Source organism: Pseudomonas baetica, assembly GCF_002813455.1.
GTDB classification, from domain to species: Bacteria; Pseudomonadota; Gammaproteobacteria; order Pseudomonadales; family Pseudomonadaceae; genus Aquipseudomonas; species Aquipseudomonas baetica.
Genome location: NZ_PHHE01000001.1, coordinates 2,433,321 through 2,460,035, shown reverse-complemented (window position 1 = coordinate 2,460,035; position 26,715 = coordinate 2,433,321). Strand labels below are relative to the sequence as shown.

Genomic DNA, 26,715 nt, shown 5'->3' with positions numbered 1-26,715 from the left:
AAAGGGGGGTTGCGCGGGCATCAGATAACGCCTTCTTCAACGGTGTGTGGGGTGGGTAGGCGTTCGAGGGTCTGCGCCACTTCCAACAGGCTGGCGGCGCCGAACAACTGGCCCATGGGCAGTTCCACACCCAGACGGCTGCGCAGCATTTCGAGAAAACGCGTGGCCAGCAGGCTGTCGCCGCCCAGGCGGAAAAAGTTGTCGTGGCGCGAGACGCTCGGCACCTTGAGCAAGTGCTGCCAGAGCTCGGCGATCACCTGTTCGCCGGCGCTCAGTGGTTGCTCATCCATCGCGTCCCGTGGCTGGGCAGCGGCGCTCAAGGGAGCGAGCAGCGCACGGCGGTCGACCTTGCCATTGCTGCTCAAGGGCAGGCGTTCCAGCACCAGGATCTGTTCCGGGCGCATGTAGGCCGGCAGGCACTGCTCCAGATGCTGTGCGAGCACCTCGACGCAGGTGCTGGCCGTAACGGCGGCCATCAGTCGGTGGTCGGCGACCAGCGCCACGGCGCTGTTCACACAGGGGTGACGCGCCAGGGCGGCTTCGATTTCGCCCAGTTCGATGCGATGGCCACGGACCTTCACCTGGCTGTCGGCGCGCCCGAGAAACTCCAACAGGCCATCGGGGTGGTAGCGACCAAGGTCTCCGGTGCGGTACCAACCGTCGACAAAGCGCTCGGCATTCAACTGCGGCGCGTGGCGATAACCGCGCGCGACGCCGGCACCGCCGATCCACAGTTCCCCCGTGACCCAGTCGGGGCAGTCACGGCCTAGAGCATCGACCACCCGGTAGGCCTGGTTGGCCAGCGGCACGCCGTAGGGGATCGAACGCCAGCCCGGCATTGCCTGGCGTACTTCAAAGTGATTCGACCAGATCGCCGCTTCGGTCGCGCCGCCGAGGGAGATAAAACGGCAACCGGAGGCCTGCTCTTGCAGGCGTTGCGGCAGATCAAGGCCGATCCAGTCGCCGGACAGCAGTGCGACCCTCAGGTCCAGGGGCTGGCGGTCTTGAGCGTTGGCTTCCAGCAGCATGTCGAGCAGCGCCGGCACGCTGTTCCACAGGGTCACGCGGTGCTGTCGCAATGCCTTGAGCCAGGCGCGGGCATCGCGGCGCTGGTCTTCGTCGATCAGCACCAGGGCGCCGCCCACCGAAAGCAGGCCGAACAGGTCGTACACCGACAAGTCGAAGTCCAGCGCCGACAGGGCCAGGCCCCGGTCGCTGGCTTGGACGCCATAACAGCGGTTGATCTCGGCCACGGTATTCATCGCCGCGCGGTGGGTGATTTCCACGCCCTTGGGCTGGCCGGTGGAGCCGGAGGTGTAGATCACATAGGCCAGTTCACCCGCTGAGAGCGGCGGTGGCGCCGCCAGCGGTTCGGCCTTCAACGCAGTGGAGGGCTTGAGGTGTTTGACGCCGGGGAGTCGCGGGTCGTGCTCCGCGAGCATCACGGTCACACCGGCCTGTTGCAGGATGCGCTGGCAGCGCTGCAACGGCTGATCGACACCCACCGGCAAGTAGGCGGCGCCGGCCGCCAGAATGCCCAGCACACAGGCGACCTGCTGCGGCCCCTTGGCCAGGGACACGGCCTCCAGGTCGCCGGGTGCGACACCTGCGTCCATCAGGCTGTGGGCGATACGCAGCGCGTGGTTGGCCAGTTCGCCGTACTTCAGCGTGCCGTGTTCACCCCATAACAAGGCGGGGCGCTGCGGAGCATGACGCGCCTGCTCAAAGAAACCCTGGTGCAGCGTCGGGTCGCCCGGCACGCAGTCGACCGGGGCGTTGAGTTGAGCGCGCCGTTGTGCTTGGGCCTGGGGCAGCAGGTCGGGTGGCGCGCTGTCCCAGGCGTGCTCCGCCAACCAGTTGAGGCTATGCAGGTAAGCGTCGAACATCGCTTCAACCAGACCTTCGGGAAACAGGCCGACCACACGGTCCCAGTTAAGGGCAATGCCACCGTTGGCTTCGACGACCTGGTGGTCGAGCCACACTTGCGGGGTTTGTGTCAGGCCGAAAACCTGGTGGGCAAACGGGCCGTCCACTGGCGCCGCCGTGCCATCCGGCACACCCAGGGCGCTGGTGAACACCACCGGCATGCTCACCTGTTGTTCGCCATTGCCCCGGGCCAGCTGACGCAGCAGGCTGACCGAACCCACGCAGCGATGCTCCAACGCCTCGCCCAGGGAGTGTTGCGTACGCCGTGCACGGTCAACCCAACGCTCACCCGCCACGGGCACATACCCGAGCAGGGTCAGCGATGTGAAGTCGCCCATTACCTGGTCGATCTGAGGGTGCATGGGGCGGCGATCGAACAGTGTGAGGTTGAGGCTCAGGTCTGGGCGTGCACTCCAGCGGCCGAGGGTTTCGGCAAAAGCGCAGAGCAGTACCGCCGAGGCGGTGAGCCCCTGTTGCTGGGCCTTGGACAGGATCGCTTGCCAGGCGCTGGCATCGATCTGCCCTTGCAGGCGTTCAAAGCGTGGTCGGCCCAGGCTGGCGGGGTCGGCGGCCAGCGGCAACTGCGGATGGGGCGGTAATTCGGGCAGGCGTTCCTGCCAGAAGCGCTGCGCGGCGTGCAGCTCTTCAGGTGCCGGGGCGCACTGCAATTGGTAATCGCGAAACGACAGGTCCAACGGGGCCAGCGCAATGCCGGGCTCGCGGTACAACGCATCGAGTTCGGCGTAGAAACGCAGGATGCTCAGGGCATCGAGGATCAAATTGTCCAGGCTGATCGCCAGGCGTGTGTGCCGGCCGTGGGTCACCGTTTGCATATCGAACAGCGGCCATTGGTGAGGGGCGAACACGCGATGGGCACAGTGTTCGCGCAGGTCGTCCAGGCTGGCGTGGCCCTGGCCGATCACGAAGGCTGGCACTTGTTGCAGGATGCGCGCCTGGCCATTGTGGTCGAACACAGCGCGCAGCATTTCGTGGCGTTCGATCAAGCGCTGCAACGCGTGTTGCAGGCGCGGCAGGTCAAGGTCCTCGACGTCGTATTCACGGTAGAAGTGGCAACTCACACCCCCCAGCACGAGGCTGGGGTCGCGGCCTAGCCAATAGGCCTGCTGCACCTCAGTCATCGGGAAGGGCGCGTGGCGTTGCGCCAGGTCTGCAACAACGGTGTGTGCGGGTTCGGCCTGTGCCTGTTGATGCAGGTTGACACAAAACTGCGCCAGCACCGGCTTGGCAAACACCTGGGCGATGCGTGCACCGCCCAGCCCTTGTTCGGCGAGCAGGCGCACCAGGCGGGTGGCGCTCAGGGAGTCGCCGCCCAGGGCAAAGAAGCTGTGTTCGCGGCACACCTCACCACAGCCAAGCAACTGCTGCCAGGCGCGGGCCACCTGCTGTTCGATGACGCCGCAGGGCGCCGTCAGGTTTGCCTGCTGCACCGGACTATGCTGGACGAGCCACGCGTGCAAGGCCTTGCGGTCGACCTTGCCGTTGCCGGTCAAGGGCAGCTGCGCGCAGCCGAGGATGAGCGAGGGAATCATATACGCCGGCAGGCGCTCGGCCAGGCCCGGCAGGTCGATCTGCACAGGCTGCACGGCGCCGTGCGCCAGACGGACCACCGCCGCCAATTGCTGGCCGGCCAGCAATACGACAGCGTGCTCCACGCCTGGGCAGGCCAGCAGTGCCTGCTCGACTTCGCCGGCCTCGATGCGGTAGCCATGCAGCTTGAGTTGGAAGTCACTACGCCCGAGGAACTCCACAGTGCCGTCGGGGTGGTAGCGCGCCCGGTCGCCGGTGCGGTACCAGCGCAGGCCTTGATAGTCGACAAAACGTTCGGCGCTGCGCACGCGGTCGCCGCGATAACCCTGGGCCACCCCGGCGCCGCCGATCCACAGCTCCCCGGCCACCCAGTCCGGGCAGTCATGGCCCTGGTGGTCGACGATGCGCAGGCTGACGTTGTCCAGCGGTTTGCCGTAGGGCAGGCAGTGCCAAGCCAATGGCTGGCCGGGGAGGGCTTCGAACAGCGTCGAGTGGATCGCCGCTTCGGTAGCGCCGCCCAAGGCCATGAAGCGACAGCCCGGCGCCTGGGCCCACAACCGTGGCGCCAGGTCCGGGGCGACTTTGTCACCGCCGAGCAACACCGCACGCAGCGGCAGGCGAGCGTCGGCCGGGGCGCAACCGAGCAACATGTCCAGCAACGCCGGCACGCAGTTGAGCACGCTGGCGCGGTGCTGCAAGGCCAGTTCACGCCAGCGCGGGGCATCGCGCTGCGCTTCGGGCTCGATGCCAATCACCGCCGCGCCGGTGGACAGCGCAGCAAACAGGTCGAACACCGACAGGTCGAACTCCAGCGCAGAGAGCGCGAGGATGCGGTCATCGGCGGTCAGTTGGAGGCGTCGTTGCAGGTCGTCCACGGTGTTGGCGGCGGCCAGGTGGCTGATTTCCACGCCCTTGGGTTCGCCAGTGGAACCGGAGGTGTAGAGGATGTAGGCCAGGTCGCTGACCGCACCGGGCCGGGGCGCGTCCAGCGCGGGGCCCGCAGGTGGCAGGGCCTTGAGCAGCAACCGCGCACCTGAGCTTTCGCAGATTTTCTGGCCGCGTGCGTCGGGCTGGTCGATGCCGATGGGCAGGTACGTGGCGCTGCAGGCGAGGATCCCCAGTACCGCGATAACTTGCTCGGGGCCCTTGGGCAGTTGCAGCGCCACGACATCGCCGCGCTGGATACCTTGGTCTTCCAGGTACGCTGCAACTTGCAGGGCCCGCTCGGCCAGCTCGCCATAACCGATGACGGAATGGTTGCCCTGCAGCAGCGCGGGCAAGCTGGGCGTCAGGCGTGCCTGGGCAAAAAATGCCTCATGCAGGCGCTTGACGGGCAGGGCAGCAGGCTGGCCTTGCACGGTTTGGCGCAGGGCCAGTTGCTCGGCGGGGATCAGCGCAGACGGCGCCTGATGCCAGGCGTCCGGGTCAAAACACAGGCGTTGCAACAGGTCGGTATAGGCCTTGAACATACCATCCAGCACACCGTCGGCGAACAGCCCTTCACGTGCATCGAGGTTGACCAGGATGCCGCCGTCCAGCTCGGTGACTTGCGCATCGAGCCACACCTGCGGGCCCTGGGAAATGATCCACGCCGGTTGGCCGAAACTCGCCTGCACGCCCTCGGCGAACAGCTCACCCAGGCCCAGTGCGCTGGTGTATACAACGGGAGCCAGCACTTGTTCACCGCGTTGGCGGGACAGTTCACGCAACACCTCCAGGCCGGAAAACGCACTGTGTGCGACATCGCTGTGGAAGCGGCGTTGCAGGGTGGTGGCGCGTGCGGCAAACGTGCCGGCGACCCGGCCGTCCCAGGCCAGCAGGATCGACGAAGTGAAATCCCCGACCAGGCGATCAACGTCGGCATGCAGCGGCGTGCGGTTGAATAGCGGTAGGTTGAGCAGCAACTCGGGTGTATCGCACCAAGCGCCAAGGGCTTCACTGAACACCGCCGCCAACGCCATGGCCGGCGTGAGCCCGTGCTCCCGCGCCTGGCGTTCGAATGCCTGGCGTTCTGACGGCGGCAGCCAATGGTGACGGCGGCAGACCTGGCGGTCATCGCCCTGGGCCTTGATCGGCAGGCTCGGCGCACCGGGCAATTGATCGAGGCGCTGCAACCAGTAGTCGCGCGCCTGTTGGTGACGATCCCGCTGCTCGGCGCTGGCCTGTTCCTGGCGCAGGTCAGCCAGGTAGCGGGCAAAGGTGTAGTCCAGCGCGGGCAGGGGATGTTGGCGGTACAACAGCACCAGGTCGCCGAGCAGGGTGCGCAGGCTCAAGGCATCGGCGGCGAGCATGTCGAGGTTCAGGTGCAGGCGGGTGCCGTCGGGCAACAACGACAGCTGGATATCCAGCACCTGGCCTTGTTCCACGGCCAACTTGCGATGGGACAGCTCGGCTCGCAAGGCTGCCAGCCGTTGTTGCACCTGTTCGGCGCCGGCCTGGCGCAGGTCATGCACCGTGAGCCCCGGCCACGGGCTGTGCGCGAGGACCTGCTGGCGGCCGTCATCGAGAAACTGCGCCCGTAACATCGGGTGCCGCGCGAGCAGGGCACGCACGGCGGCTTCCAACCGTATCGGGTCAACGTCGTGGCCATCGAACTCGTTATAGAAGTGTGCTGCCACGCCACCCAGCGCTTGGCCAGGGGCGCGACCGATCCAGTAAGCGTGCTGCATCGGCGCCAGTTCGAACGGCAGCCCGTCATCGGTGGCGGTGCTGACCGGCGCGGGGGCCGTGGGGGCGGTGTCAAGCAGGGCCAGCCAGCTACATAGGCGCGGGTCCGCCACCAAGTCGGCGAAACGCGCGGCCAGGCCCTTGCGCCGCCATTGGCCGGCAAGACGGATCAGGGTGACGGAGTCCAGGCCCCATTCGATCAGGTTGGCCTCCAGGGGCACCTGGTCGGCGGGCAGTCCAAGTGCGTCGGACAGGGATTGGCGCAGCAGTGTTGCGGTTGAGGTGCTGGGAGTGGCCATGGCTCAACGTCTTCTCATCGCTAGGGCCCGGGCCGGGGTTGGCCCAGGCGCTGGGGGCAGGCAAATGCATGGGGGAGATGCTAGTCATTCTCATTTTGGCGACTACCCGGATCGAATCGTTTTTGCCCCGTATCCGTTTGCCCAGTGCCGATTGCACGGGCGCAGTTGCGGGACATGACGCCGATACGCCGCGCGATGCGGTTGGAAAATGACTTGAATCGGGTAGAGCCCGGCCCACGGCCTTGACTACCGTCGCTCGCCGCCCTCTTGCAGGGCCTCTTCATGGAGTTGCGGATGTCTGTCGATTCGGGTTTACAAGTGCGCGGCCTGCGCAAGCGCTACAACAATGGCGTCGAAGCGCTGCGCGGCGTGGACCTGAGTGTTGGCCCCGGTATGTATGGCTTGCTCGGTCCCAACGGCGCCGGCAAGAGCAGCCTGATGCGCACCCTGGCGACCCTGCAACTGCCGGACGCCGGCAGCATCCACCTGGACGGCGTGGACGTTCTGCGCGGCCCCGATCATCTGCGTCGCCGCCTGGGTTACCTGCCGCAGCAACTGGGCGCGTACCCCGGCGTGAGTGCGCGGGATTTGCTCGACCGGTTCGCCTGGCTCAAGGGCCGTACCGACAACCGCCAGCGCCGCGAGGAAATCGAGGCCCTGCTGGATAAGGTCAACTTGCAGCAGGCGGCCCACCGTGCGTTGGCGACCTATTCGGGCGGCATGTTGCGCCGGTTCGGTATCGCCATGGCACTGGTGGGGTCGCCGCGCTTAGTGATCGTCGATGAGCCCACGGCGGGCCTCGACCCGGCCGAACGCAACCGTTTTCATCGGGTGCTGGCGGATGTCGCCGCCGAATCCATCGTGCTGCTCTCGACCCATATCGTCGAAGACGTCGAGAACCTGTGCAGCCGCCTGGCGGTGTTGGCCGGCGGGCAGATTATTGTCGAAGGTCGCCCGGCCGACTTGCTCGCTGCCGAACAGGGCCGCTTGTGGGAAGCGCCGTTCAGCCGTGGTGAATCGTTGCCCGAAGCGTTGCATGTGGCCGCCAGCCCGCAAGGCAGTCGCGTGATCGTGCACGGCGAGCGTCCAGCAGACCCGCGTTTCAGCCCCCACGCGCCGCGCCTGGAGGATATCTATTACCTGGCGCTGGCCCAGGCCGGCGAGGCGGTGGAGGCATGAATACCGTCGCCTTGCTGTTGCGTGAAGCCTGGGTGGAAGTCCGCGCGGGGCTGCGCAGTGGCATTCCCTTGTTGGTGTTTCTTGGCCTCACCGGCTACCTGCTGATGTCCCTGACGAATGCCGACTACGTGCAGAAAATGGGTGCCAGCGACATCGCCCGCAATGCACCCAGCCTGATTTACCTGATGTCGTGCGGTTGCATGTTCTTCCTGTTTTTTGCCTGGGCCTGGGTGTTTGCGCAGCCGGCCCTGCGCGACCGCAAGGCGCAGTTGGAAGAGGTGCTGCTGGCCTTGCCGCTGTCGCTGCCGGCGCTGCTGTGGGGGCGTTTTATCGGCGCGGCGCTGGTGGGCGGGTTACTCGCCAGTGCGTTGATTATCGGCTTCCTGGTCAGCCCGGTATTGGGCTGGCTCGGCTGGGTACCAGCGGCCAGTATCGGTGCGCCGGTCTGGTCGGCGTTGGCCTTTGCCTGGGTCGCCTTGCTGTTGCCGGTGAGTACTGGAATCGGTGCGTTGTATTACCTGCTGGCGTTGCGCAGCCGTGGCCTGGCTGCGCCCTTTGCCCTGGCGACGGTATTGATGCTGCTGTGGATGTTTGCGGTGGTCGTACTCAAGGGCGGGCATATCAACCCGCTGTTGGCGGCCAGCCTGGACCCGTCGCTATTTACCTTTGCCCAGGCCCAGGTCGAAACCTGGAGCACTGCGCAGAAGTCGCAGTCGCTGCTGGCGCTGACGCCAGGGTTCTGGCTCAACCGCGCGTTGTGGTGTGTGTTGCCGCTGCTGGTACTGGCCGTGGTGTTGGCGCGCACCACGCGCCAGGGCCTGATGGGCCGGCGCAGCGGTGCGGTGCTGGCGGAACCGCCTATGCTGCGCAGCCGTGACGTGCAATTGCCGGGTCCGTTGACGGCCAGTCGTTGGACGCACGCCTTGTGGCATGAAGCGCGCTGGCAGGTACGCCAGTTGTTTGCACGGCGGATCTGGTGGGTGGCGCTCGGCTTGCTGCTGGTGATGGGCGTGCTCAGTGGTTTTGTCCACGGCGTGTGGCATGCGCGCGGACCGATGGTGCCACGGGCGGATCTGACCCTGCCGCTCTTGTCGAGCGCGTTGTTTCTGGTGATCGCCTTTATTATCGCGGCGCTGGTGGGCTTGGTGTGTCGGCGTGATGACGTCGAAGGCCTCGGCGCGATGTTGCAGGCGACCCCCGCACCGACCTGGCTGCGATTGTTCGGCCGTACGGCCTGTGTGTTGTTGGCGACCCTGACCTTGGCGCTGGTGCCAGGCATTGCCAGCCTGCTGATCAGCGCCATCGCTGCGTCCGACAGCCTGGCGCCGGGCTTTGTACTGGTCTACCAAGCGCTGGTGTTCGCGCCGCCGCTGCTGGAACTGGCCGCGCTGACGGTGCTGGTGCACGCGTTGATTCGCCGCTCGGGACTCGCCTACGCCACGTCGATGCTGCTGACGTTTTTCCTGGTGCTCAACCACGAATTGGGGCTGGTCAGCTACCCCGCCTATGCGATGGGGATACCGGCGCATGTGGCGTTGTCGCAACTCGCCGGCTGGGCGCCTTGGTTACCGTATCTGGGCACTCTGGCAGGCTGGAAACTCGCAGGTTGCGCGGTGATGGTCGGCGTGGCGGCACTGGCGCTGCCACGCGGTCCCGAGCGCCGCCGTTTCGCTGACGTGGGCCAGCCGTTGCCGCTTGCCGTGTTAGCCCTTGGCGCCTTGGGTTTGCTGGGCTGTGGCGTGGCTTTGCAGCATTATTGGGTGGAGCAGGGCGACTACCAATCGGTGGCCGAAGGGCGTGCCGAGCGCGCCGCCTGGGAACAGCGCTGGGTGGCCAACGCGGCTGCCTGGCAGGTGGCGGGTGGGCGCGTGCAGATGCGCGTGGATTCCGCTGCGCGTCAGGTTGAGGGCCAGTGGACGCTGGACGCCGTGGTCGCCAGTCAACTGGATGCCGAGTTGCCGCCAGGCATGCAGGTGACGGCGGTGAGCGTGATGGGGCAACCGGTCACGTTCGAACAGGCGACCGAGCACCTGCGCGTGCCCCTGGCACCTTGTGCGACGAACGCCTGTAATGTGGAATTGAACTGGACTGTCAGCGCCAACGGCTGGTCGTCGGAAGGCGAAGCGTTCTGGTTGGGGCCGCACGGCGTGTGGCTGGAAGCGCGCCGTGTTATGCCGCGCCTGGGGCTGGACAGCGAGCGGCTGCTGCGTGCGCCGGTGCAACGCAGCGAGGTCGGTTTGGCAGCCGACGTGCCCACCTTGGCGGCAGGTTCCGCCGTCGCCGTGGAGGCCATCGCGCCGGCGGGCGACTGGCAATGGCACGTTGAGATTGATGGACAGGACTTCAACGGTCACAGCACGGCGCCTTTGGATTTTGCCTACAGCTTGCAGGCAAAGGCGGATGCCAGCCGCCAGCAAACGGCTGTTGAAGTGCGCGAAGACCTGGTCCTGATGAGCGCCTGTGTGGCGCGACGCCTGGGCAGTGGCCCGGTGGTGGAGGGCGTGAGCCATTGGCCGACCGGCATGGGCGAGAGCCGCTTGAGCCACGGTCAGCTGTTGCTCGCCCAATCGCCGGATTGGGACGTGGCCGCGACCGGCGTCGGGCGTTCGGCACGCCGTGCGCATATTGCCGAGTTGCTTGCCCGCCGGGTGTTGATTGACGCCAGCGACCTGCGGCAGGTGCCGGGTTACCTGTGGTTGAGCCAGGGCGTGGCGGGCGCGATCGGCTTGCTGTGTGTGGCGGATGTAGACGGTCCTGAGGCGCGCGCGGTACTGGTGAAACTCATGGCCGATGACCTGACCCGCGCGCTGGGCAATGACGGCGAACCCGTCGGCACCCTGGCTGATGCCCGCGAGCATGGCTGGGCCGCCACCTATGCAGCGCTGGCGAGCCTGGCATGGACCGCCGAACAAAGCCCCGAACAACTGACGGCAATGACCGCCGCCATCCGAAACGGCCAGGGATGGCCGGCTGCGATCCAGCCCTTGTTGGGCGCGCCTGATCCTGACGCGATTGCCGCTGCGCTTGAGCGCTGGGGCCCTGCGCAATGAATTTGAACCATCCCTGCCTTTTGGAGCGTTGTCATGTCATCTGCACTGTTAATCCAACCGCTGCGCCGTCCCCTCGGCTGGCGGGCCAACGTCTTGACCCAGACCATGGCGCTGGGCTTGTCCAGCCAGATGTGCACGGCCTATGCCGCTGACTATCAGCCGCAGGCCCCTGCGGAGGCCATCGAACTGGCACCGCTGACGGTCAGCGCGCGGTTGAGCCAGGAGAGTGCCAAGGACATTCCCTTTGGTCTCTCGGTGATTGATGGGAAAACCCTGGAGACCCGGCGCCTGCGCACCCTGGAAGACGCGCTGCGCACCACGCCGGGGGTGGATGTGAACTCGTGGGGCGGCGCCAATGACGCCAATGTGCGTATTCGTGGGGTCGGGTCGCTGAACCAGATGAGCATGGATGACGGCTCGGTGGTGTTGAATGTGGACGGCGTGCCGATGTCCGTGCGCAATGCGGCGTTGGCCACGCTCGACGTGCAGCAAGTGGAGGTGCTCAAGGGCCCTCAGGGTACATTGCTGGGGCGCAACAGCGAGGCGGGCGCAATCAACGTCACCACCCGCAAACCGACGCGCGAGCTGGAGGGGTATGTGCGTGGCGAAGTCGGCAACCAGGGCCAGTTCATGACCGAGGGCGCCGTGGGTGGGCCGTTGACCGACTCGCTGGCCGGGCGTATCGCGGTGCGTCGCAGCGGCTTTGATAACTGGGTCGATGACCAACAGGACGGCGACCCGCTGACCAAACCCCGGGACCTGGCCCTGCGCGGCAGCCTGCTATGGGACAACGACCAGGGTACCACCGGCCTATTGACTGCCGAGCGCCAGCGCGCCGAGCACTATGCGGGCCTGGAACTGTTACGTCCGTTTGGCAATCGCCCGAGCCTGGACTACACGCCAGGTACCTTTGATGGCAACCAGAAGACCAACGAGCGTTACTCCTTCGAACTCAATCACGACCTGGCGCAATCACGCATCACCTCGATCAGCGCCTACACCAGCACCGACTTCAATGCGGTCAAGGGCTACGATCGCAACATCACGCGGGCGTTGTACGGTTCCCCGTTCGAATACCTGATCGAAGACTCGGCCTATGAGCGCGTGTGGAGCCAGGATCTGCGCCTGGGATCACTGGCGGATGCCGATATGTTTTGGGTGACAGGACTCAACCTGTCGCGTTCCGAGCGCAGTTTCGATTCCAACAACTTCACCAATGGCGCACAGCAGATGCGCGACTTCAGCACCAACAGCTACGCGGTCTATGGTGAAGTGACGTACCCGATTGCCGAAGACTGGAAACTCACCACCGGCCTGCGCCACACTTGGGACCGCAAGACCTATGGTGCCGATTATTCCAGTGGCGGTGCGCAGGTCAGTGACAGCCGGCGTTTGCAGGACAACTACAGCACCGGGCGCGTCGCGCTGAGCTATGCGCTGACGCCGCAGACCAATGTGTATGCGGTGCTGTCACGGGGCTATAAGTCAGCGGGGTTCAACGACTACGCCACGTCGATCAAGGACAGCGAGCCCTACAAGGCCGCCAAGGTGAATTCCGCCGAGTTGGGCTTCAAACATGAAAGCGCCGGGGGCGACCTGAGCCTGGAGGGGGCGCTGTTTATCACCCGCGTGCAGGACGACCACCTGCTGGGCTACGACTTCAACACCCTGGCGGTCAGCGCGGTGAATGCCGACACCCGCAGCAAGGGCGCCGAGCTGTCGACCACTTGGCACGTCACCGATGAACTGACCTTGGGCAGTGCCGTGAGCTACACCAATGCGGTAGTGACGTCGGATGCGCCGGGTGTGTCCGGCGGTGACGTGGCAGCGGGCAGTCGCGTGCCGGATGTGCCGCTGTGGAGCGGCAACTTCAGCGTCGCCTGGCAAAAGAACCTGGGGGCCTTGCTCGGGTTGCCGGCGCCACGCCTGAACACCTTGCTCAATTACCGCGTACAGAAAAACCGCCCGGCCGACCCGCAGAACCACTACGACCTCAAGGGCTACGCCAAGCTGGACCTGCACCTGGGGCTGGAGAGTGGCGGCTCGGAGGTCTACCTGTGGGGCGACAACCTGCTGGATGCGCGCTACGACCTGTACGGCTCGTACTCCACCGACCAGGTACTGACTGGCATGCCGGGGCGGGGGCGTTCGGCGGGCGTGGGGTATAGCTACCAGTTCTGAACTCCAGTTGTGGCCATCTCCTGCAAGCTGGCTCCTACAAGCCGGCTTGCCGGCGACGGGGGCGGTCAGAACTGATAGGTGTAGCCCACGCCCAAGGTACGGCGGCGTGCCGGTGCACCGTAGGCCACCGGGTCACTGTAGAAACCGTAGGTGTCGTAGGTCTGGTTCAGCAGGTTGTCGGCGAAGGCATAGACTTCGCCGAACTTGCTTTCCAGGCCCGCGCGCAGGTCGAGTTTCTCGTAGTTGTCCAGGTTGAAGTGGTTTTGCGGGTCGGCCGCGCGCTCGCCCACCAAGTGGTAGTTCAGGCTGGTGTTGAGGGTGGTTTCACCGAGGCTGGCGATGGTGCCCAGTGGGTGTTTCCAGCTGGCGTTGAAGTTGCCGCTCCAGCGCGGGACATCCGGGGTGCGGTTGCCGGCGGCGACGTCACCGGCCTGGATGCCTTGCACGCCGCTGGTGATCTTGGCATCGAGGTAGGTGGCGCTGGCGGCCAGGGTCAGGCCGTAATCGAAGCGCCAACTGCCTTCCAGTTCGGCACCACGGGTGCGGGTGTCGGCGTTGAAGGCATTGGTGGCGAAGGTTGCTGCGTCGTAGCCGAGGAGGTGATCGTCGTGTACCCGGGTGAAGAACAGTGCACCGTTGACGCTGCCGCGACGGTCTTCGGTTTCACTCTTGAAGCCCAGTTCTGCGGCTTTACTGACAGCGGCCTTGTAGGGTTCGCTGTCGGTGACCTGCGAGGCATAGTCATTGAAACCACCGGATTTATAGCCCCGCGCGAGTTGCACGTAGACGTTGGTTTGCGGCGTGAGCGCGTAGCTCAGGGCAACGCGGCCGGTGCCATAGTCGTCGGTCAGCTTGCGGGCGTCTTGCACCGCACTGCTGCCAGAGAAGTACTGACCGTCGTAGGTCTTGCGGTCCCAGGAGTGGCGATAGCCGGTGGTGAGTTTCAGGCGCTCGGTGAGGGGGAAGGTGACTTCGCCGTAGCCGGCGTAGGTGGTGGTGGTAAAGTCACGGTATTTGGCGCCGGAGGTGCCGTAGGTGTTGCGTGGCGTGTCGTAGCTGCGCTCGTTGCGGCTGGCGGCGAGGCCCGCTACCCAGAACACCTCGGAGTCGGGCAGCGAGCTCAGGTGCAGGTCCTGGCTCAAGCTGCGCTCGAAGGATTTGTCCACCACCCAGAATTCGCTAGGGGTTCCGTACAGGGCGCCCATGAGTTTGCTGTCGTAGGCGATCAGGCCTTCGAAGTCGGCGGTGGACGTGGCGGTGGTGGAGGTCAGGCGACTGTTGGCGAAGTCGTGATCGACCTTGAGCGTATAGCGCTCGGTGGTCTTGTAGTTGTCGTCGAACAGGCCTGGCGTCAGGTCCAGGCTGGGGTCGCTGCCGTAAGGGCGCAACACCAGCGAGTTGGTGGCGCGCTCGGTTTTCTGGCGTTCGGCGCTGACCAACACATGGGTGTCATCGTTAAGGTCCCAGAGCAGGCTGCCTCGGTAAGCTTCGTTACGTGGCTTGGTGATGGGGTGGTTAGTCTGGTCGTTGTCGATCCAGCTGTCATAGCCGGCACGACGCACAGCCAGGCGACCGCTGAGGCTCTCGCTGATCGGCCCGCCGATGGCGCCTTCGGTGAGGAACTGGCCTTCTTGGCCGACTTCGCCACGCACATAACCCTCAAGGTCGCGGGTCGGTTGGCGCGTGGTGATATTCACCGCGCCCGCCTGGCCAATCGCACCGGACAACGTGCCCTGAGGCCCCTTGAGCACTTCAATGCGCTCGACGTCGAGGGTGCCGAAGCCGAGGCTGCGCGACGACACTGGCACGCCATCGATATTGAACGCCACGGAGCTGTCATCCATCGACATCTGGTACAGCGAGCCAACGCCACGGATCAGCACGTTGAAGTCATTCGGGCCTCCGGAGGAGTTGACGCTCACGCCGGACGTGTTGCGCAGCGCGCTTTCCAGCGTGTCGAGGCGCTGGGTGCGCAGTTGCTCGCCGCTGATCACGCTGAGGCTGATGGGCACTTCCTTCGGGTCTTCCTGCTCCATGCGCGCAGTCACCGTCGAGGCCGGCAGTTGCACGGGCTCGCTGGTGGCGGCGGCGAGCGCCGAATTGGCCAGTGTCAAACTCATGGCTATTGTTATAGTGTTACGTTTATAGCAAGATTGGCGGGTAGCCGTCGTGTTGCATCGTGCAGACATGATGGGACCTTGACTGAAGATTCTGATCGGCGCGCGTTGCGGGGTGGCAGCGGCGATTTGGCGGAGCCTGTGCAGTGCGCCAGATGCTAATAGTTATCAATTGCACGCCTCTACCCCGATGTGATCTGATTCGAGCCTTATCCGGTCAGCCAGGAGATTTACGATGTCAGCCGTTCAAGGAGGCGCAGGGGAGCCGATGCGGGTCTCGCGAATCATTACGGGAGGATATGGAAGCGACCTCGGGCCAGGTGCGCACTGTCGCGTCACCCGCGTGTCGCTGCAGGACGGGCTGGACATCGTGCGGTGGCAAAGCACGTTCGAACAGCCGATCGAATTACCCTTGCAGGACGACAGCGATTGCATCCATTTCAGTTTCACCAACCTGCTCAAGGGCAAGGCCTCGTGCAGCTTTCAAGAGGGGCGTCGGCAACGGCGCTATGCGATTGACGAGGGCGCCGGCAGCATCAGCTTTGGTCGTTGCCGCCATGGTCTTTATCACCAGCACGGCGAGATCGATAACATCACTGTGATGATTCGTCCTGAAGTGCTTGAGCAGTGGGAGCTGAAACTCGACCCGCTGCTGAACAAAGCGTTGGCCTGTGACCATTGCTTTCTCGATGGCCATCGCAGTGGCGAAATGAGCGCGACTGCGCACCTGCTCGGCACCGCCATGGACCAGGGTGCCGGATTGCCCCCGTCCCAGCCGCGCAGCAGTCTGTGGCTTTACGGGCAAAGCGTCACCCTGGTGAGTCTGTTCTTGGAAGCACGCCAGGACGCCGAATGTACCTGTCGCGTCAGTAACACCGACCGCCAACGGCTTGTGCGTGCTCGTGATCGTCTGCTCGAGGACCTGGGCAAGGCGCCGAGCCTGTCGGAGCTGGCGCGTGAGTCCGGGTTGAGCCAGCCCAAGCTGACACGCGGGTTCCGCCAACTGTTCTTCAACAGCGTCTACGGCGTATTCCAGCAAGCACGGATGATCCAGGCGCGCAGCCGCTTGATGAGCGGCGATGAATCCGTGATGCGCATCGCCTCGGACCTGGGCTATGCCAACGCTAGCCATTTCGCCACGGCGTTTCGTAAGCAGTTCGGAATCAACCCCTCGGCTCTCAAGAACGGTGGGAGAGGCAAATCATTTGGTGTTAGTGCGTTGTAAACGAAGTTGAGCCTAAGAGATCCAGATACGTTTGACGCAGGCAGGTGCGCAGAAAATCTGACGGATGCCACAGTGAAATAGGCCATGATTGCCAAAGCCACTTGAACATGGAGGTTGGGAAGGCTGGTACTTTCACATGCTCGCAGCTGTCCAATATGAGTCTGCAACGAAAGAGTGTAACTGGCAATTATGCGCAGCCGGTGCTGCTTTCCATAGACCATGGAGGATAAATCTGATCTTTCAGAGGTGCTTTTTGAAGGTTGCTGCGGTGATTGTCATGGTTAAACCCAGCATGATCGCGCTAGGCAAAAAAAGAGGCTCAGTTCGCGGCAAGTGTTCGAATGGCAGAAAATGACCCGCCCCGAAACCCTCACCGACATCCAGCGCGCCGCCCGATTCTTCTACCTGCACCACCATGCCTTCGCCGGCAAGGTCTCCGGTCAGACGTTCGGCACGGCGACGACTACCCCGGCCATCAACCTGCTGCGGATCGAGGAAAACCTCTCGGCCGCTTGGCAGCGCCTGTCCGGCACCTACGTCGAAAACCTTCCCTGGCTTGAATGCGCTGAACGCTACGACCGCGCCCATACCTTCCACTACATGGATCCGCCTTACTGGCAGACCGCCGGCTACGGAGTGGACTTTCCGTTCGAGAACTACGAGCGGATGGCCGACTTCATGCGCCACTGCAAAGGCAAAGTGATGGTCAGCATCAACGACCAATACAACCTTTCCGGGTAATGCAGCGCTGTATCGGGCAATTACGACACCATGGTTGTGGCATGCCGCATATGCGTTGATCATTGCCGGTGAAGGGCTGACTGGCGTCTTGTTAATTTGGGGGGCAGCGCCTTGATTTCTGTTCGACTCGATCCTCGAAGCGAGAGCCCTGATACATGGATCAGACGTTTTTCCATTGGCGGTAAGTAGCTGCCTGCCCTCGATATATTCCATCACGGTCGACTAAATTCCAGACGGTCACGTTCTTGATCCAGAACCGTCTTCCCGATTTGGCAATGCGTAAGCCACGATAACCGCTTGCAAAACCTTGGGTTCGTACCGCTTCGAGCAATTGTTGACGCTCTTGCCGGTTAGGGTGCTCAGCGGAAAGCCGTGAACGTAAAGCTGTCATTTCAGCCCAGCTGTATTCAAAGCAGTGCTGTGCGGCTTTGTTCGCGTAAATGAACTGCGGATCCTCATCCGCGTTGTGAGCGACTACACAAAAAGGTGCGTCTTCGTATAGCCAGCGAGCAGCCTCCGTGTTTTGCGTTGTCTGGCCCAATAGAGGCAGACCGGTCAGTCGGAGGTGGCTATCCGCCAAGAGATCGAAAAAAATGGAATCTGTGGCTAGAGAACTTGGCATAGAACTGTACTCGTGAACGTCACCGATATGCGGCGATCGCCAGAATATTGCTGTAGTAGATCGGTCGATGGTTCTTTATGGCCAGCCTCTACAAGTTGCGATTAGTTAGGCTCGGACTTGACCGTTAACGCAACGGTCGGGGTACCAGCATAGAACACAATCAGCTCAACCGGCTCATCACCACTCTGGCCGCGATGAGGTGCGTCGACTATTTCAGGCAATACGTCTCCCGGGCCAATCACCATCGTCTTCCCGTCGCTCTTCCGGATGACCGTCAGGTGACCGGAAAGAACATAAGCGACATTGATTACCGGGTGGGTGTGCCACGGTAGCGCACTATGTGCCGGGATCTTATAGCGCAGTACCGATACTTCCGGCTGGCCATCTGGATACGTGCGATATTGAACCCCGTCCCACGAGTGCGTTGTTTTCAGCAGCTGCGTCACCTCAACTTGAGGCTCGGTCGCTACGGCCGTCGGGACATGCATGGCGCCAGCAAGCAAGAGCAGCTCAGCCATCAGGACAGTTGTAAAGCGCGTTCGGACAGGTGGATGGCAGAACATAAAAAAGTTCCTTCGTTGAACAATAAGGCTGCTGGGGGTAGTTTAGTGGCGAGCGATGTCAGTCACTTTTTGACAAGCCATTCGATCAAACTCTACGGCTCTCCATTCGTACCGACAACGATGGATTGATGGATGCACAGTGCCTGCGATCAGGATAGCGCCAAAAACCTTATGAAAAGCAGCGAATATCTGTTGCCCTCTTTCAATGTCTGAGCATACCAGATTGCTATCGGATAATCGGGAACCAGTATGCCGATCAGTTGTGCGGATGTTTCGACGGACGACCAGCATTCCGATTTGCAACGCGATGAGTTGTCGAAGACCGGCTGCGAGCGAGGTCATCAGCGCCTAGAGATCCCATCGCTGGCCGCCCCTGTGACGTTCAGGATCACCTGAGGTGACGTCAATAACTTACGAGCGCGCGGTGGTCATGGTTTGCGACTTACTCCGGTTACCCATTTGAAGCGTCAACAGGCCTGGCCCTTCGGGTTGTGCCTTAAAGCGGGCCAGGCTGCGTTGCAGGCCTTGGAAAGGGAACACCATTCCCAGCGGCCTGCGCCTGGCCTGGCCCGCTTTAAGGCAACAACGCGGCGGGGAAACTAATTGAGAAAGCCCCCTAGGTTTATTACCTGCATAGCGCAGCTTGCGGTACTCGCTGGCCTCCATGAGCCTGGGAAGTCTCACCGTAACCTGAGAAAGAATTTTCATGATCCTTGCCCTCTTCGAGCCGCCTTTATTCTCTCAACCAGACTTCTTCCAGTCGTCCTATCAAGCCGCGCCGGTTCACGATAGTGAGCATTCGACTCTACGTAATAATTGCGTCCATGCTTGATCGGGGTAGGAGTGATTCGCCCTTCGCGCGCCCATTTTCTCAGCGTATTGGGACTGGGTGGCGTTCTGAAGTGATCGTTAGCCCATTCAGTGAGAGTCAGTTTGCTCATGGCGCACCCAACGATAAAAGTGAGATCAAATATTATTTCAATCGAAGCTCTGGGGTCCTCTTGGCCTCGCACTGCCCACCGAGACGACTGATAACGACTTGGCGCAACACCTTCGGATGTCCGTCCCCGCCGAGAATAAATGGAAAGGAATTTTCCCGCAGCCAGCGCGATTGTGTTGCAGGCCGTTCGTAGCCGGTCAGGTCGGCTACCTCATCCCTCGTCAACAGCATCGCATCTCTCCTTGCTGATCTCGACCACGGTGGGCGGGAATGCAGATATTGGAAACGCTACAGGATCACTACAAAGGCTGTCATTAAGCTGGCATAACCGAGCCAAAACCACCCATTCAGGCACAAAAAAGGCACTTGCGATAAACGCTAAGTGCCTGATTTGTAACGCTTATTTGGTGGAGCCGGGGGGATTTGAACCCCCGTCCGCCAGTACTCCGCTGTCGGTACTACATGCGTAGCCGTTTCTATTAAGTTAACCCTCAGCGACCCGAAGGGCAGGGTGCTTTGGGCGAGTTGTGTAAGTTTTAGCCGCTTCGTCCACAACGTACTGCACGGCGATTCTGTTCTATATGACAATCATTTTGGGTTTACAGACATCCCCTGATGATTGCTGGACCCGAAGGTACCAGGAGCATTGTCAGCTGCAATTAAGCAGCGAGAGCAACACCGTATTGGTCGTCATTGGCAACTATAAGTAGTTGCAACAGTGGATTTACGACTTCTGTTACCAAGTCGGCATGCACCTAAAGTTTCGCAACCGGCGTCGAATCCTAAACGGCCCCGAACTCATTGCTCTGTACATCTTGGTGAGCAACAGGCCTGCGCAGTGTACGCCAATCGGCGGACAAGGCCAACCCGAAGGTTGGCCTTCTGGTACGTCATTTATTTTCAGGATTACGAGTTTGTATTTTGGTGACTACGTTGGAAGTGATCGCAACGCATTCCTTGTCATTCCCGGCTTTTTGAGCCATTTCGGCTTTTTCCCGGGCAGCTTTGATGTTGTCGTCGGTATTTTCCGAAAGAGCCGGCTGGCTGGTCTCGAAGTCCTTGATGGTTTGAAGATTCCCGGCACAAAGGTCTTTGTCTGCCGCAAACACCGGCGACGTCAGCAGGGCACCAGCGATGAACAATCCAGCAATTGCAGAAAGCTTCATGGGTATCTCCTTGAACGGTTGGGCTCGGTGCTGCCGGACGATCTGGCGGCGATGCCGAGGTCGTAACAGGCCACGTTTCGTCGCGGGCCTGTTCAATCGACCGCGACGGCACGCAGGAATTCGGTTTTTTTGTAGCGGGTATGAAAAGTCCGCTCACCCACTCAAACCGATAAGGCCGACTCGAAGGTTAGTCGGCTCTCGGGTTATTTGTTGGTGTTCCCCGTCGTTTTCTGGATTTCCAGAAGGGTTTGCTGGGTTTCGGCCAGACATTCGTCGGTTTTGCCTTGGGCCTTAAGGGCGCGGGCTTTACTCACACTGGCCGAGACGCGTGCATTCAGATCGGACGATGTCTGGTATTGCGTCTTGGCACTTTCGATTTGATTCAAATTGGCATCGCACAGGCTTTCTGGCTTGTCGGCGGCGAACGAAGTGGACGCCAGCATAGAGGCAGTAACAAACAGACCTAACAGTACAGAACGCTTCATGAGTATCTCCTTGCACTGAGGAATCCAGATTTCGCTGACCGTCAAAGCGGGCCACCGAAAAGAGGACAAGCCCCGAGCGTTCGGGGCTTGTTCTGTGGACTGTTGTCTCGCTCAAGGGTTCTGTTTTTCTTCAGCAGGCCTTTGCCTGAGTGACCCTGTCGACCAGATAAACCAGGCCGTGATAGTCGATCCCGCCATGCTGCGTCAGGCCGATTTCGCACGTGCGGCTGGTGGAAATCCCTTCACTGCAATGCTGCACCGCGTCCTTGAGTGTGCGCAGCGAATGGCTGTTCAGTTCCGGCGTGGTAAAACCCTTGTCGCCAGCGAACCCGCAGCAATGAATGCCCTCCGGAATCACCACGTTGTTGCTGCACTTGCGCGCCAGATCAATCAACGCCTGGCTTTCGCCCAAATGCTGAGTGCTGCACGTTACGTGGACGGCAATCGGTGCTTCCTGAGGCGTGAAGTCCAGTCGATCAAGCAGGTGCGTACGGATGAAGCGCACAGGGTCGTACAGATCCAGACGAACATCGCCGACATCCTGCACCAGCCGCAGCGTGCACGGACTGGTGTCGCAGTAGATCGGATCGATCCCGCCGCGACTGGCATGCAGCAGTGCGCCGATCAACTCCTGGCGCTTGTGTTCAGCCTGTTCGGCATAGCCTTTGGAAGCGAACGGTTGGCCACAGCAGAGGTTGTCTTGGTTGTCCGGGAACACCACTTGATATCCGGCCTTCTCCAGCAGTCCACGGGTTTTGTCGTACAGCGACATCTGTTCTTTATCACCCGCCGCCGGGCCCATCACCCGCGATACGCACGCGGCCAGATACACCACTCGCGGGCGTTCGTCCGACACGCTCGGGCTGAAACGAATGGCCTTCTCCGGTTGCGGCATCGCGTTCGTCCACAGCGGCACCTGGCCTTTGGACAACCGTGTCAGAGTCGCCGAAAGCTTCGCCAGACGCGGAGCACCCAGCAACATCCGTGCACCGTTGGCCACATGCAGGGTGAAGCGTGCCCCTTGCAAGGTCTTGGCGAAATTTCCTTCGATCCAGTTAGCGGTTTTCTGATGCGTCGCGTGTCGGCTACGAAGCTTTTTCACCAAGTCGCCGGTGTTGATGCCTACAGGACAACGTTGCGCGCACAAGCCGGTCGCCGCGCAGGTATCGATGCCTTGGTATTCGTAGGCTTCTTCCAGTTCTGTGGTGTCGACGCCTGCACGCTTTTTCGCCTGAATGTCGCGCCAGATCACGATGCGCTGGCGCGGGCTCAGGGTCAGGCCTTTCGACGGGCAAACCGGTTCGCAGAAGCCGCATTCGATGCACTTATCCACAATCTCGTCGGCGGCTGGCAGCGGCTTCAGGTGCTTGAGGTGGATCTGCGGATCTTCGCTGAGCACCACGTCCGGGTTAAGAATGCCGTTCGGGTCGAGCAGGCGTTTGAGCTGCCACATCAGTTGATAGGCATCACTGCCCCATTCCAGCTCCACGAACGGCGCCATGTTACGCCCGGTGCCGTGTTCAGCCTTCAGCGAGCCGCCGAATTCCACCGCCACCAGTTGCGCGACGTCGTCCATGAACGCTTGATAGCGTGCGACTTCTTCCGCGCTGTTGAAGCCTTGGGTGAAGACGAAATGCAGATTGCCTTCCAGGGCGTGTCCGAAAAGGATTGCTTCGTCGTAAGAATGTTTGTCGAACAGCTCGATCAAGCGGTTCACACCGATGGCCAGTTGCTCGACCGGGAAGGTCACGTCTTCGATGATCACCGTGGTGCCGGTCTTACGCACTGCGCCGACAGCGGGGAAAGTGTCCTTGCGGATCGCCCAGAGCCGGGCGTTTTCTACAGGGTCTTCAGTGAAGTCGACCTGCTTTTCCACCGGGAAGCTGCTGAGCGACGCCATGATCTGCGCCAGTTGTTCCTGCAGCAACGTGGAAGACGCGGCGCGGGATTCGATCAGCAGCGCGCAGGCATTGCTCGACAGCTGTTGTACGAAAGAAGGCATGCCCGGTTTGTCCTGCACCGAGCGCAGGCTGCGCCGATCCAGCAGTTCCACCGCGGACACCGGTTGGCTCTTCAGCACGGTAACGGCGTTGCAGCAGGTTTCCACATCCGGGAACACGATCAGCGCCGAAGCCTTGTTCGGATGATCGATCACGGTGTCGTAAGTCACTGCGCTGATAAAGCCGAGCGTACCTTCGGAGCCGACCAGCAAGTGGCTCAAGATATCCACAGGCTCATCGAAATCGACCAGAGCGTTGAGCGACAGGCCGGTGGTATTTTTCAGACGGTATTTGTGGCGGATTCGCGCGGCCAGTTCGGCGTTGGCGCGGGTCTCGCGACCCAAAGTCGCCAGGCGTTCGAGCAGATCGCCATGGCTTGCGCGAAAGGCTGCGACACTGGCGGCGTCTTCGGTATCAAGGCGCGTGCCATCGGCCAGCACCAGACGAAGCCCGGCCAGCGTGTGATAGGTGTTTTGCGCGGTGCCGCAGCACATGCCGCTGGCATTGTTGGCGACGATGCCGCCGATCTTGCAGGCGTTGATCGACGCCGGATCCGGGCCGATCTTGCGTCCGAACGGGGCCAGCCAGGCATTGGCCTGCGCGCCGATCACCCCCGGTTGCAGGCGGATTTGCATACCTTGGCCGCGAATTTCCCGAGCGTTCCAGTTATCCCCAAGCACGATCAAAACGGAGTCGCTGATGGCCTGCCCCGAAAGGCTGGTGCCGGCGGCGCGGAAGGTCACCGGCACATGGTCGCGCTGGGCCAGTTGCAGCAGTGCCACCACTTCGTCTTCGGACTCGACGCGGATGACCAGTTTTGGGATCAGTCGGTAGAAACTGGCATCGGTGCCAAAGGCCAAGGTCGACAGCGGATCGTCAAAACGGCGCTCGACCGGAATCAGTTGTTGCGCATCACGCAGAAAAGCCGCTGGTAACGTCATTGGTCCTCCAGAATCAGCACCACCAGGTCTTTCGGGCCGTGGGCGCCGTAGGCCAGCACTTGCTCGATGTCAGCGGTTTTCGATGGGCCGGACACCAGCAGCGCGTTAGTCGGCATGCCTTGCGCCCACCCGAATTCCTGTTGCACCTGATAGAAGTTGTCGCGGATTTCGCTGGCCTTGAGCAGGGCGAAATGTACCGGTGGCACCAGACTCATCAGGCGTGGTTCTTCGCGGGTCGGCCAGAGGATCAGGCTGCCCGTGGCCGCGATCGCGCCGAGGGTGCCGGTGAGGCTGGCCGGGGTATCGTTGAACAACTCGGCTTTCCATTCTTCCATCGGCCGGTCGTAGGAATTCAGTGCCGGCAGATCAGGATTGTTCGCCCAGTGTTGTGTGATGCGTTCCCCGTGGGGCGTTGTCGGTGCAATCAGCAGACTCGGTAACTGGCGATCGTGCAGCAATTGCGCAAGCAACACCGGCCACTCTGCGGCAGTGCTCAGATGGATTTCTGTGTGTACCGCTTCCATCAGTTTGCGCAGTTGCGGGATGCGTTGTTCGGCGCTGTAGGTGTAAGGCTGGGTCACCAGATCGACATCGAAGTCGTCGGCAATCGGCGTAGCGCCGGTCAGACTTTTGCGTAGTTTGCCGAGGATATTTTGCTTGGCGCTCATCAGCGGTCTCCCTGTTTGGCCAGATGCTCGCGGGCCATGTCATGCAGTGAGCGGGCGGCGGGTTTCGGCGCGCTGTGGTTCTGCGTCCATGGGCCGACGTTGCTTGGAGTGAGCGCACGCAGGCGCGTGGCGAAGAAGCCGAACAGTCGATACAAGGTCGGCGAGCTGTTGAGCTTCGCCCAGGCGTTCCAGATGAAGCGTTCCTTGCGCGAATACTTGCTGCCCTGGCCGCGCATCACTTGATGGGGGCTGTCCGGCGCTTTGACGTTCTCTTCGCGTAGGCGACGCAGTAAAGCAGGGATAGGAATTTTTACCGGACACACTTCACCGCAGGCACCGCACAGCGAAGAAGCGCTTGGGTGGTCGGGGACTTTCGCCAGGCCGACCATGTGCGGGGTGATGATTTTGCCGATCGGCCCCGGGTAAACCTCGCCATAGGCATGGCCACCGACACGGGTGTAGACCGGGCAATGGTTCATACAGGCGCCACAGCGAATGCAGTTCAGGGTCTGGCGCAATTCGCTGTCGGCGAAGGCCTGGCTGCGACCGTTGTCGAGGAGTACCAGGTGCACTTCCTGCGGGCCGTCGAGTTCATGTTCCTTGCGCGGGCCGGAGATCATGTTGACGTAGGTGGTGATTGGAATGCCCAGTGCCGAGCGGGTCAGCAGCGACAGCAGTGGCACCACGTCACGCAGGTTTTCCACGACTTTTTCGATGCCGGTGACGGCGATGTGTACCGGCGGCACAGTGGTGGTCATGCGGCCGTTGCCTTCGTTTTCCACCAGCAACAGGGTGCCGGTTTCGGCCACGGCGAAGTTGACACCGGAGACGCCGATGTCCGCTTCGAAGAATTTCTGCCGCAGGACTCTGCGACCGATCTGAATGAGTTGGTCAACGTCCTTGGTGTACTCCACGCCAAGTTTGTCGTGGAACAAGGACGCGACCTGACCGGCATTCTTGTGGATCGCCGGCATAATGATGTGTGAAGGCTTCTCGTGGTCGAGCTGGACGATGTATTCCCCCATGTCGGACTCCAGGCATTCAACACCTTGAGCCTCGAGGAAATGGTTCATCTCCATCTCTTCGCTGACCATCGATTTGCCCTTGATCACTTGCCGCGCCTCGTGAGCCCGGATGATCGATAAGACGATGCCATTGGCTTCGTCCACCGTTTCCGCCCAGTGCACTGTCACACCGTTGCGGGTCAGGTTCTGTTCCAGTTGCTCGAGCAGGTCGGGCAACTTGGAGAGCGCGCGCGCTCTGATCGAATTGCCCAGAGCACGCAAGTGTTCTCTTTCGTGGGCATCGCTGAAAGCCGCTGCCCGCTTGGTCATCAGTGAACCCATTGCAGTGCGGAAGTTGTTCCGTAACTGCGGGTCACCCAAGGCGTTGTGCGCCCGGGTGCGGAAATCTTCTTCTACGGCAACCGTAGGAATAATCGTCGAGGTGCTCATTGCGCACTCCCGGTTCGCTGCCAGAGGAAGCTCGCCAAGTGTTGCCCGCGCAAAGCTTCCTGCTGTTTTTCCAGCGAGCCGTTGATGTTCATCAAACAGCCGCAGTCGGCACTCAACACCTTGTGCGCGCCGGATTCCTTCAGCGCCCGGGTCTTGTCAGCCACCATCGCGCCGGAAATGTCTGGCATACGGACGCTGAATGTCCCACCGAAGCCACAGCATTCGCTTTCGTGGTCGTGATTGACCCGTTCCACGTTGCTCAACTGCGCCAACAACTCGCGGCCGTGCAGGTGGGTGTTCATCTCGCGACGTGCCGAACACGATGTGTGCAGCGCCACTTTCACCGGTTCGCCGCTGTCCTTGAGCTGCACCTTGCAGACGAACAAGAGGAATTCGGCCAGTTCATAGGTGCGGGCCGCGAGGGCCTGGACCTGTTTCAATGTTTGCGGCTCGTCCTTGAACAAGTCGGCGTAGTGTTCGCGCAACATCCCCGCGCAGGAACCCGAAGGCACCACCACCGGATAATCCCCGGCAAACAGCGCCAGTTGCGAGCGCGCCACGGTCCGCGCCTGCTCGGTGTAACCCGAGGTGTAGGCCGGTTGTCCGCAGCAACTCTGCCCTTGCGGGTACTCGACCTTGATCCCTTCGCGTTCCAGCAAGTGGATCGCGTCCATCCCGGCTTCGGGGTAGAACAGGTCGACCACGCACGTCCCGAACAGGTAGACCCGCGACGGTTTCTCGTTGGGGTATTGCCGAGGTTCGGGCAGTGGCGGTGCAACGCGGGTCGCGTTCGGCACGGCGTTGTAATAAAGCTCGCTCATCAGGCGTGTCTCCGGGTGGTCCCGGTTATCCGTCTGTTGCGGCTGCTGAATATAAAGAGCGTTGCTTTCAGCAGCCTTACAGACCGGGTTGTGAATTGCTGACGCCGGCATCACCCACCGGC

Annotated in this window: 16 protein-coding genes, 1 other RNA gene and 2 pseudogenes; 6 read left to right on the top strand and 13 right to left on the bottom strand. The window is 62.0% G+C overall.

Annotated features, from left to right (window positions below):
* Positions 1-20: 20 nt before the first annotated feature.
* On the bottom strand, positions 21-6,440 hold the full coding sequence (locus ATI02_RS11260; protein WP_100846294.1) for a non-ribosomal peptide synthetase: 6,420 nt from the start codon (positions 6,438-6,440) through the stop codon (positions 21-23).
* Positions 6,441-6,734: 294 nt separating this feature from the next.
* On the opposite strand from ATI02_RS11260, the gene ATI02_RS11255 reads away from it, so the two are divergent.
* From ATI02_RS11255 to ATI02_RS11245, 3 genes are read left to right on the top strand one after another with little or no spacing between them, the layout of a single operon-like run.
* A complete protein-coding gene (locus ATI02_RS11255; RefSeq protein WP_100846293.1) occupies positions 6,735-7,619 on the top strand; it encodes an ABC transporter ATP-binding protein in 885 nt (294 codons plus the stop codon).
* Entirely contained in the window at positions 7,616-10,669 is a 3,054-nt protein-coding gene (locus ATI02_RS11250; RefSeq protein ID WP_100846292.1) for a hypothetical protein, read from the top strand. The genes ATI02_RS11255 and ATI02_RS11250 overlap by 4 nt, the downstream gene beginning before the upstream one ends.
* Before the next feature lie 33 nt (positions 10,670-10,702).
* On the top strand, positions 10,703-12,850 hold the full coding sequence (locus ATI02_RS11245) for a TonB-dependent receptor (RefSeq protein ID WP_100846291.1): 2,148 nt from the start codon (positions 10,703-10,705) through the stop codon (positions 12,848-12,850).
* A 65-nt stretch (positions 12,851-12,915) separates the two neighbouring features.
* On the opposite strand, the gene ATI02_RS11240 is transcribed toward ATI02_RS11245, so the two are convergent.
* The gene (locus ATI02_RS11240; RefSeq protein WP_100846290.1) at positions 12,916-14,970 is read right to left on the bottom strand and encodes a TonB-dependent receptor; all 2,055 of its coding nucleotides are present in this window, start codon (positions 14,968-14,970) and stop codon (positions 12,916-12,918) included.
* A gap of 232 nt (positions 14,971-15,202) precedes the next feature.
* Between ATI02_RS11240 and ATI02_RS11235 the strand changes: the two genes are divergently transcribed.
* From ATI02_RS11235 to ATI02_RS11225, 3 genes and pseudogenes are all read left to right on the top strand, one after another.
* Positions 15,203-16,192 (top strand): helix-turn-helix domain-containing protein, encoded by a 990-nt coding sequence (locus ATI02_RS11235; RefSeq protein ID WP_238156176.1) that lies wholly within the window; start codon positions 15,203-15,205, stop codon positions 16,190-16,192.
* 309 nt (positions 16,193-16,501) lie between these two features.
* A pseudogene (locus ATI02_RS11230) lies at positions 16,502-16,912 on the top strand (DNA adenine methylase); the annotation flags it as partial.
* A gap of 1 nt (position 16,913) precedes the next feature.
* Positions 16,914-17,039: pseudogene (locus ATI02_RS11225) on the top strand (DUF2165 family protein); the annotation flags it as partial.
* Positions 17,040-17,093: 54 nt separating this feature from the next.
* Here ATI02_RS11225 and ATI02_RS11220 read toward each other — a convergent pair.
* The 11 genes from ATI02_RS11220 to ATI02_RS11160 form a co-directional block, all read right to left on the bottom strand.
* A complete protein-coding gene (locus ATI02_RS11220) occupies positions 17,094-17,555 on the bottom strand; it encodes an MEKHLA domain-containing protein (protein WP_100846289.1) in 462 nt (153 codons plus the stop codon).
* Between the two features lie 101 nt (positions 17,556-17,656).
* Entirely contained in the window at positions 17,657-18,118 is a 462-nt protein-coding gene (locus ATI02_RS11215) for a cupin domain-containing protein (protein ID WP_100846288.1), read from the bottom strand.
* A gap of 704 nt (positions 18,119-18,822) precedes the next feature.
* Entirely contained in the window at positions 18,823-19,059 is a 237-nt protein-coding gene (locus tag ATI02_RS11200; protein WP_095191084.1) for an excisionase, read from the bottom strand.
* A 32-nt stretch (positions 19,060-19,091) separates the two neighbouring features.
* Positions 19,092-19,289 (bottom strand): DUF4224 domain-containing protein, encoded by a 198-nt coding sequence (locus ATI02_RS11195; RefSeq protein ID WP_100846286.1) that lies wholly within the window; start codon positions 19,287-19,289, stop codon positions 19,092-19,094.
* A 174-nt stretch (positions 19,290-19,463) separates the two neighbouring features.
* Positions 19,464-19,852: a transfer-messenger RNA gene (ssrA, locus tag ATI02_RS11190) on the bottom strand.
* A 96-nt stretch (positions 19,853-19,948) separates the two neighbouring features.
* Positions 19,949-20,224, bottom strand: coding sequence for a PA2433 domain-containing protein (locus tag ATI02_RS11185; RefSeq protein WP_095191082.1), 276 nt, complete (start codon positions 20,222-20,224; stop codon positions 19,949-19,951).
* Between the two features lie 203 nt (positions 20,225-20,427).
* Positions 20,428-20,709 (bottom strand): PA2433 domain-containing protein, encoded by a 282-nt coding sequence (locus ATI02_RS11180; RefSeq protein ID WP_095191081.1) that lies wholly within the window; start codon positions 20,707-20,709, stop codon positions 20,428-20,430.
* Positions 20,710-20,839: 130 nt separating this feature from the next.
* Positions 20,840-23,650, bottom strand: coding sequence for an FAD-binding and (Fe-S)-binding domain-containing protein (locus ATI02_RS11175; protein WP_100846285.1), 2,811 nt, complete (start codon positions 23,648-23,650; stop codon positions 20,840-20,842).
* Positions 23,647-24,318 carry a LutC/YkgG family protein gene (locus tag ATI02_RS11170; RefSeq protein WP_095191079.1) on the bottom strand — a complete coding sequence of 224 codons (672 nt, stop codon included), beginning with the start codon at positions 24,316-24,318 and terminating at the stop codon, positions 23,647-23,649. Before ATI02_RS11170 ends, ATI02_RS11175 begins: the two co-directional genes overlap by 4 nt.
* The gene (locus ATI02_RS11165) at positions 24,318-25,772 is read right to left on the bottom strand and encodes a LutB/LldF family L-lactate oxidation iron-sulfur protein (RefSeq protein ID WP_100846284.1); all 1,455 of its coding nucleotides are present in this window, start codon (positions 25,770-25,772) and stop codon (positions 24,318-24,320) included. The genes ATI02_RS11170 and ATI02_RS11165 overlap by 1 nt, the downstream gene beginning before the upstream one ends.
* Positions 25,769-26,593, bottom strand: a complete 825-nt coding sequence (locus tag ATI02_RS11160; protein WP_095191077.1) for a (Fe-S)-binding protein — start codon at positions 26,591-26,593, stop codon at positions 25,769-25,771. The genes ATI02_RS11165 and ATI02_RS11160 overlap by 4 nt, the downstream gene beginning before the upstream one ends.
* Between the last annotated feature and the right edge of the window lie 122 nt (positions 26,594-26,715).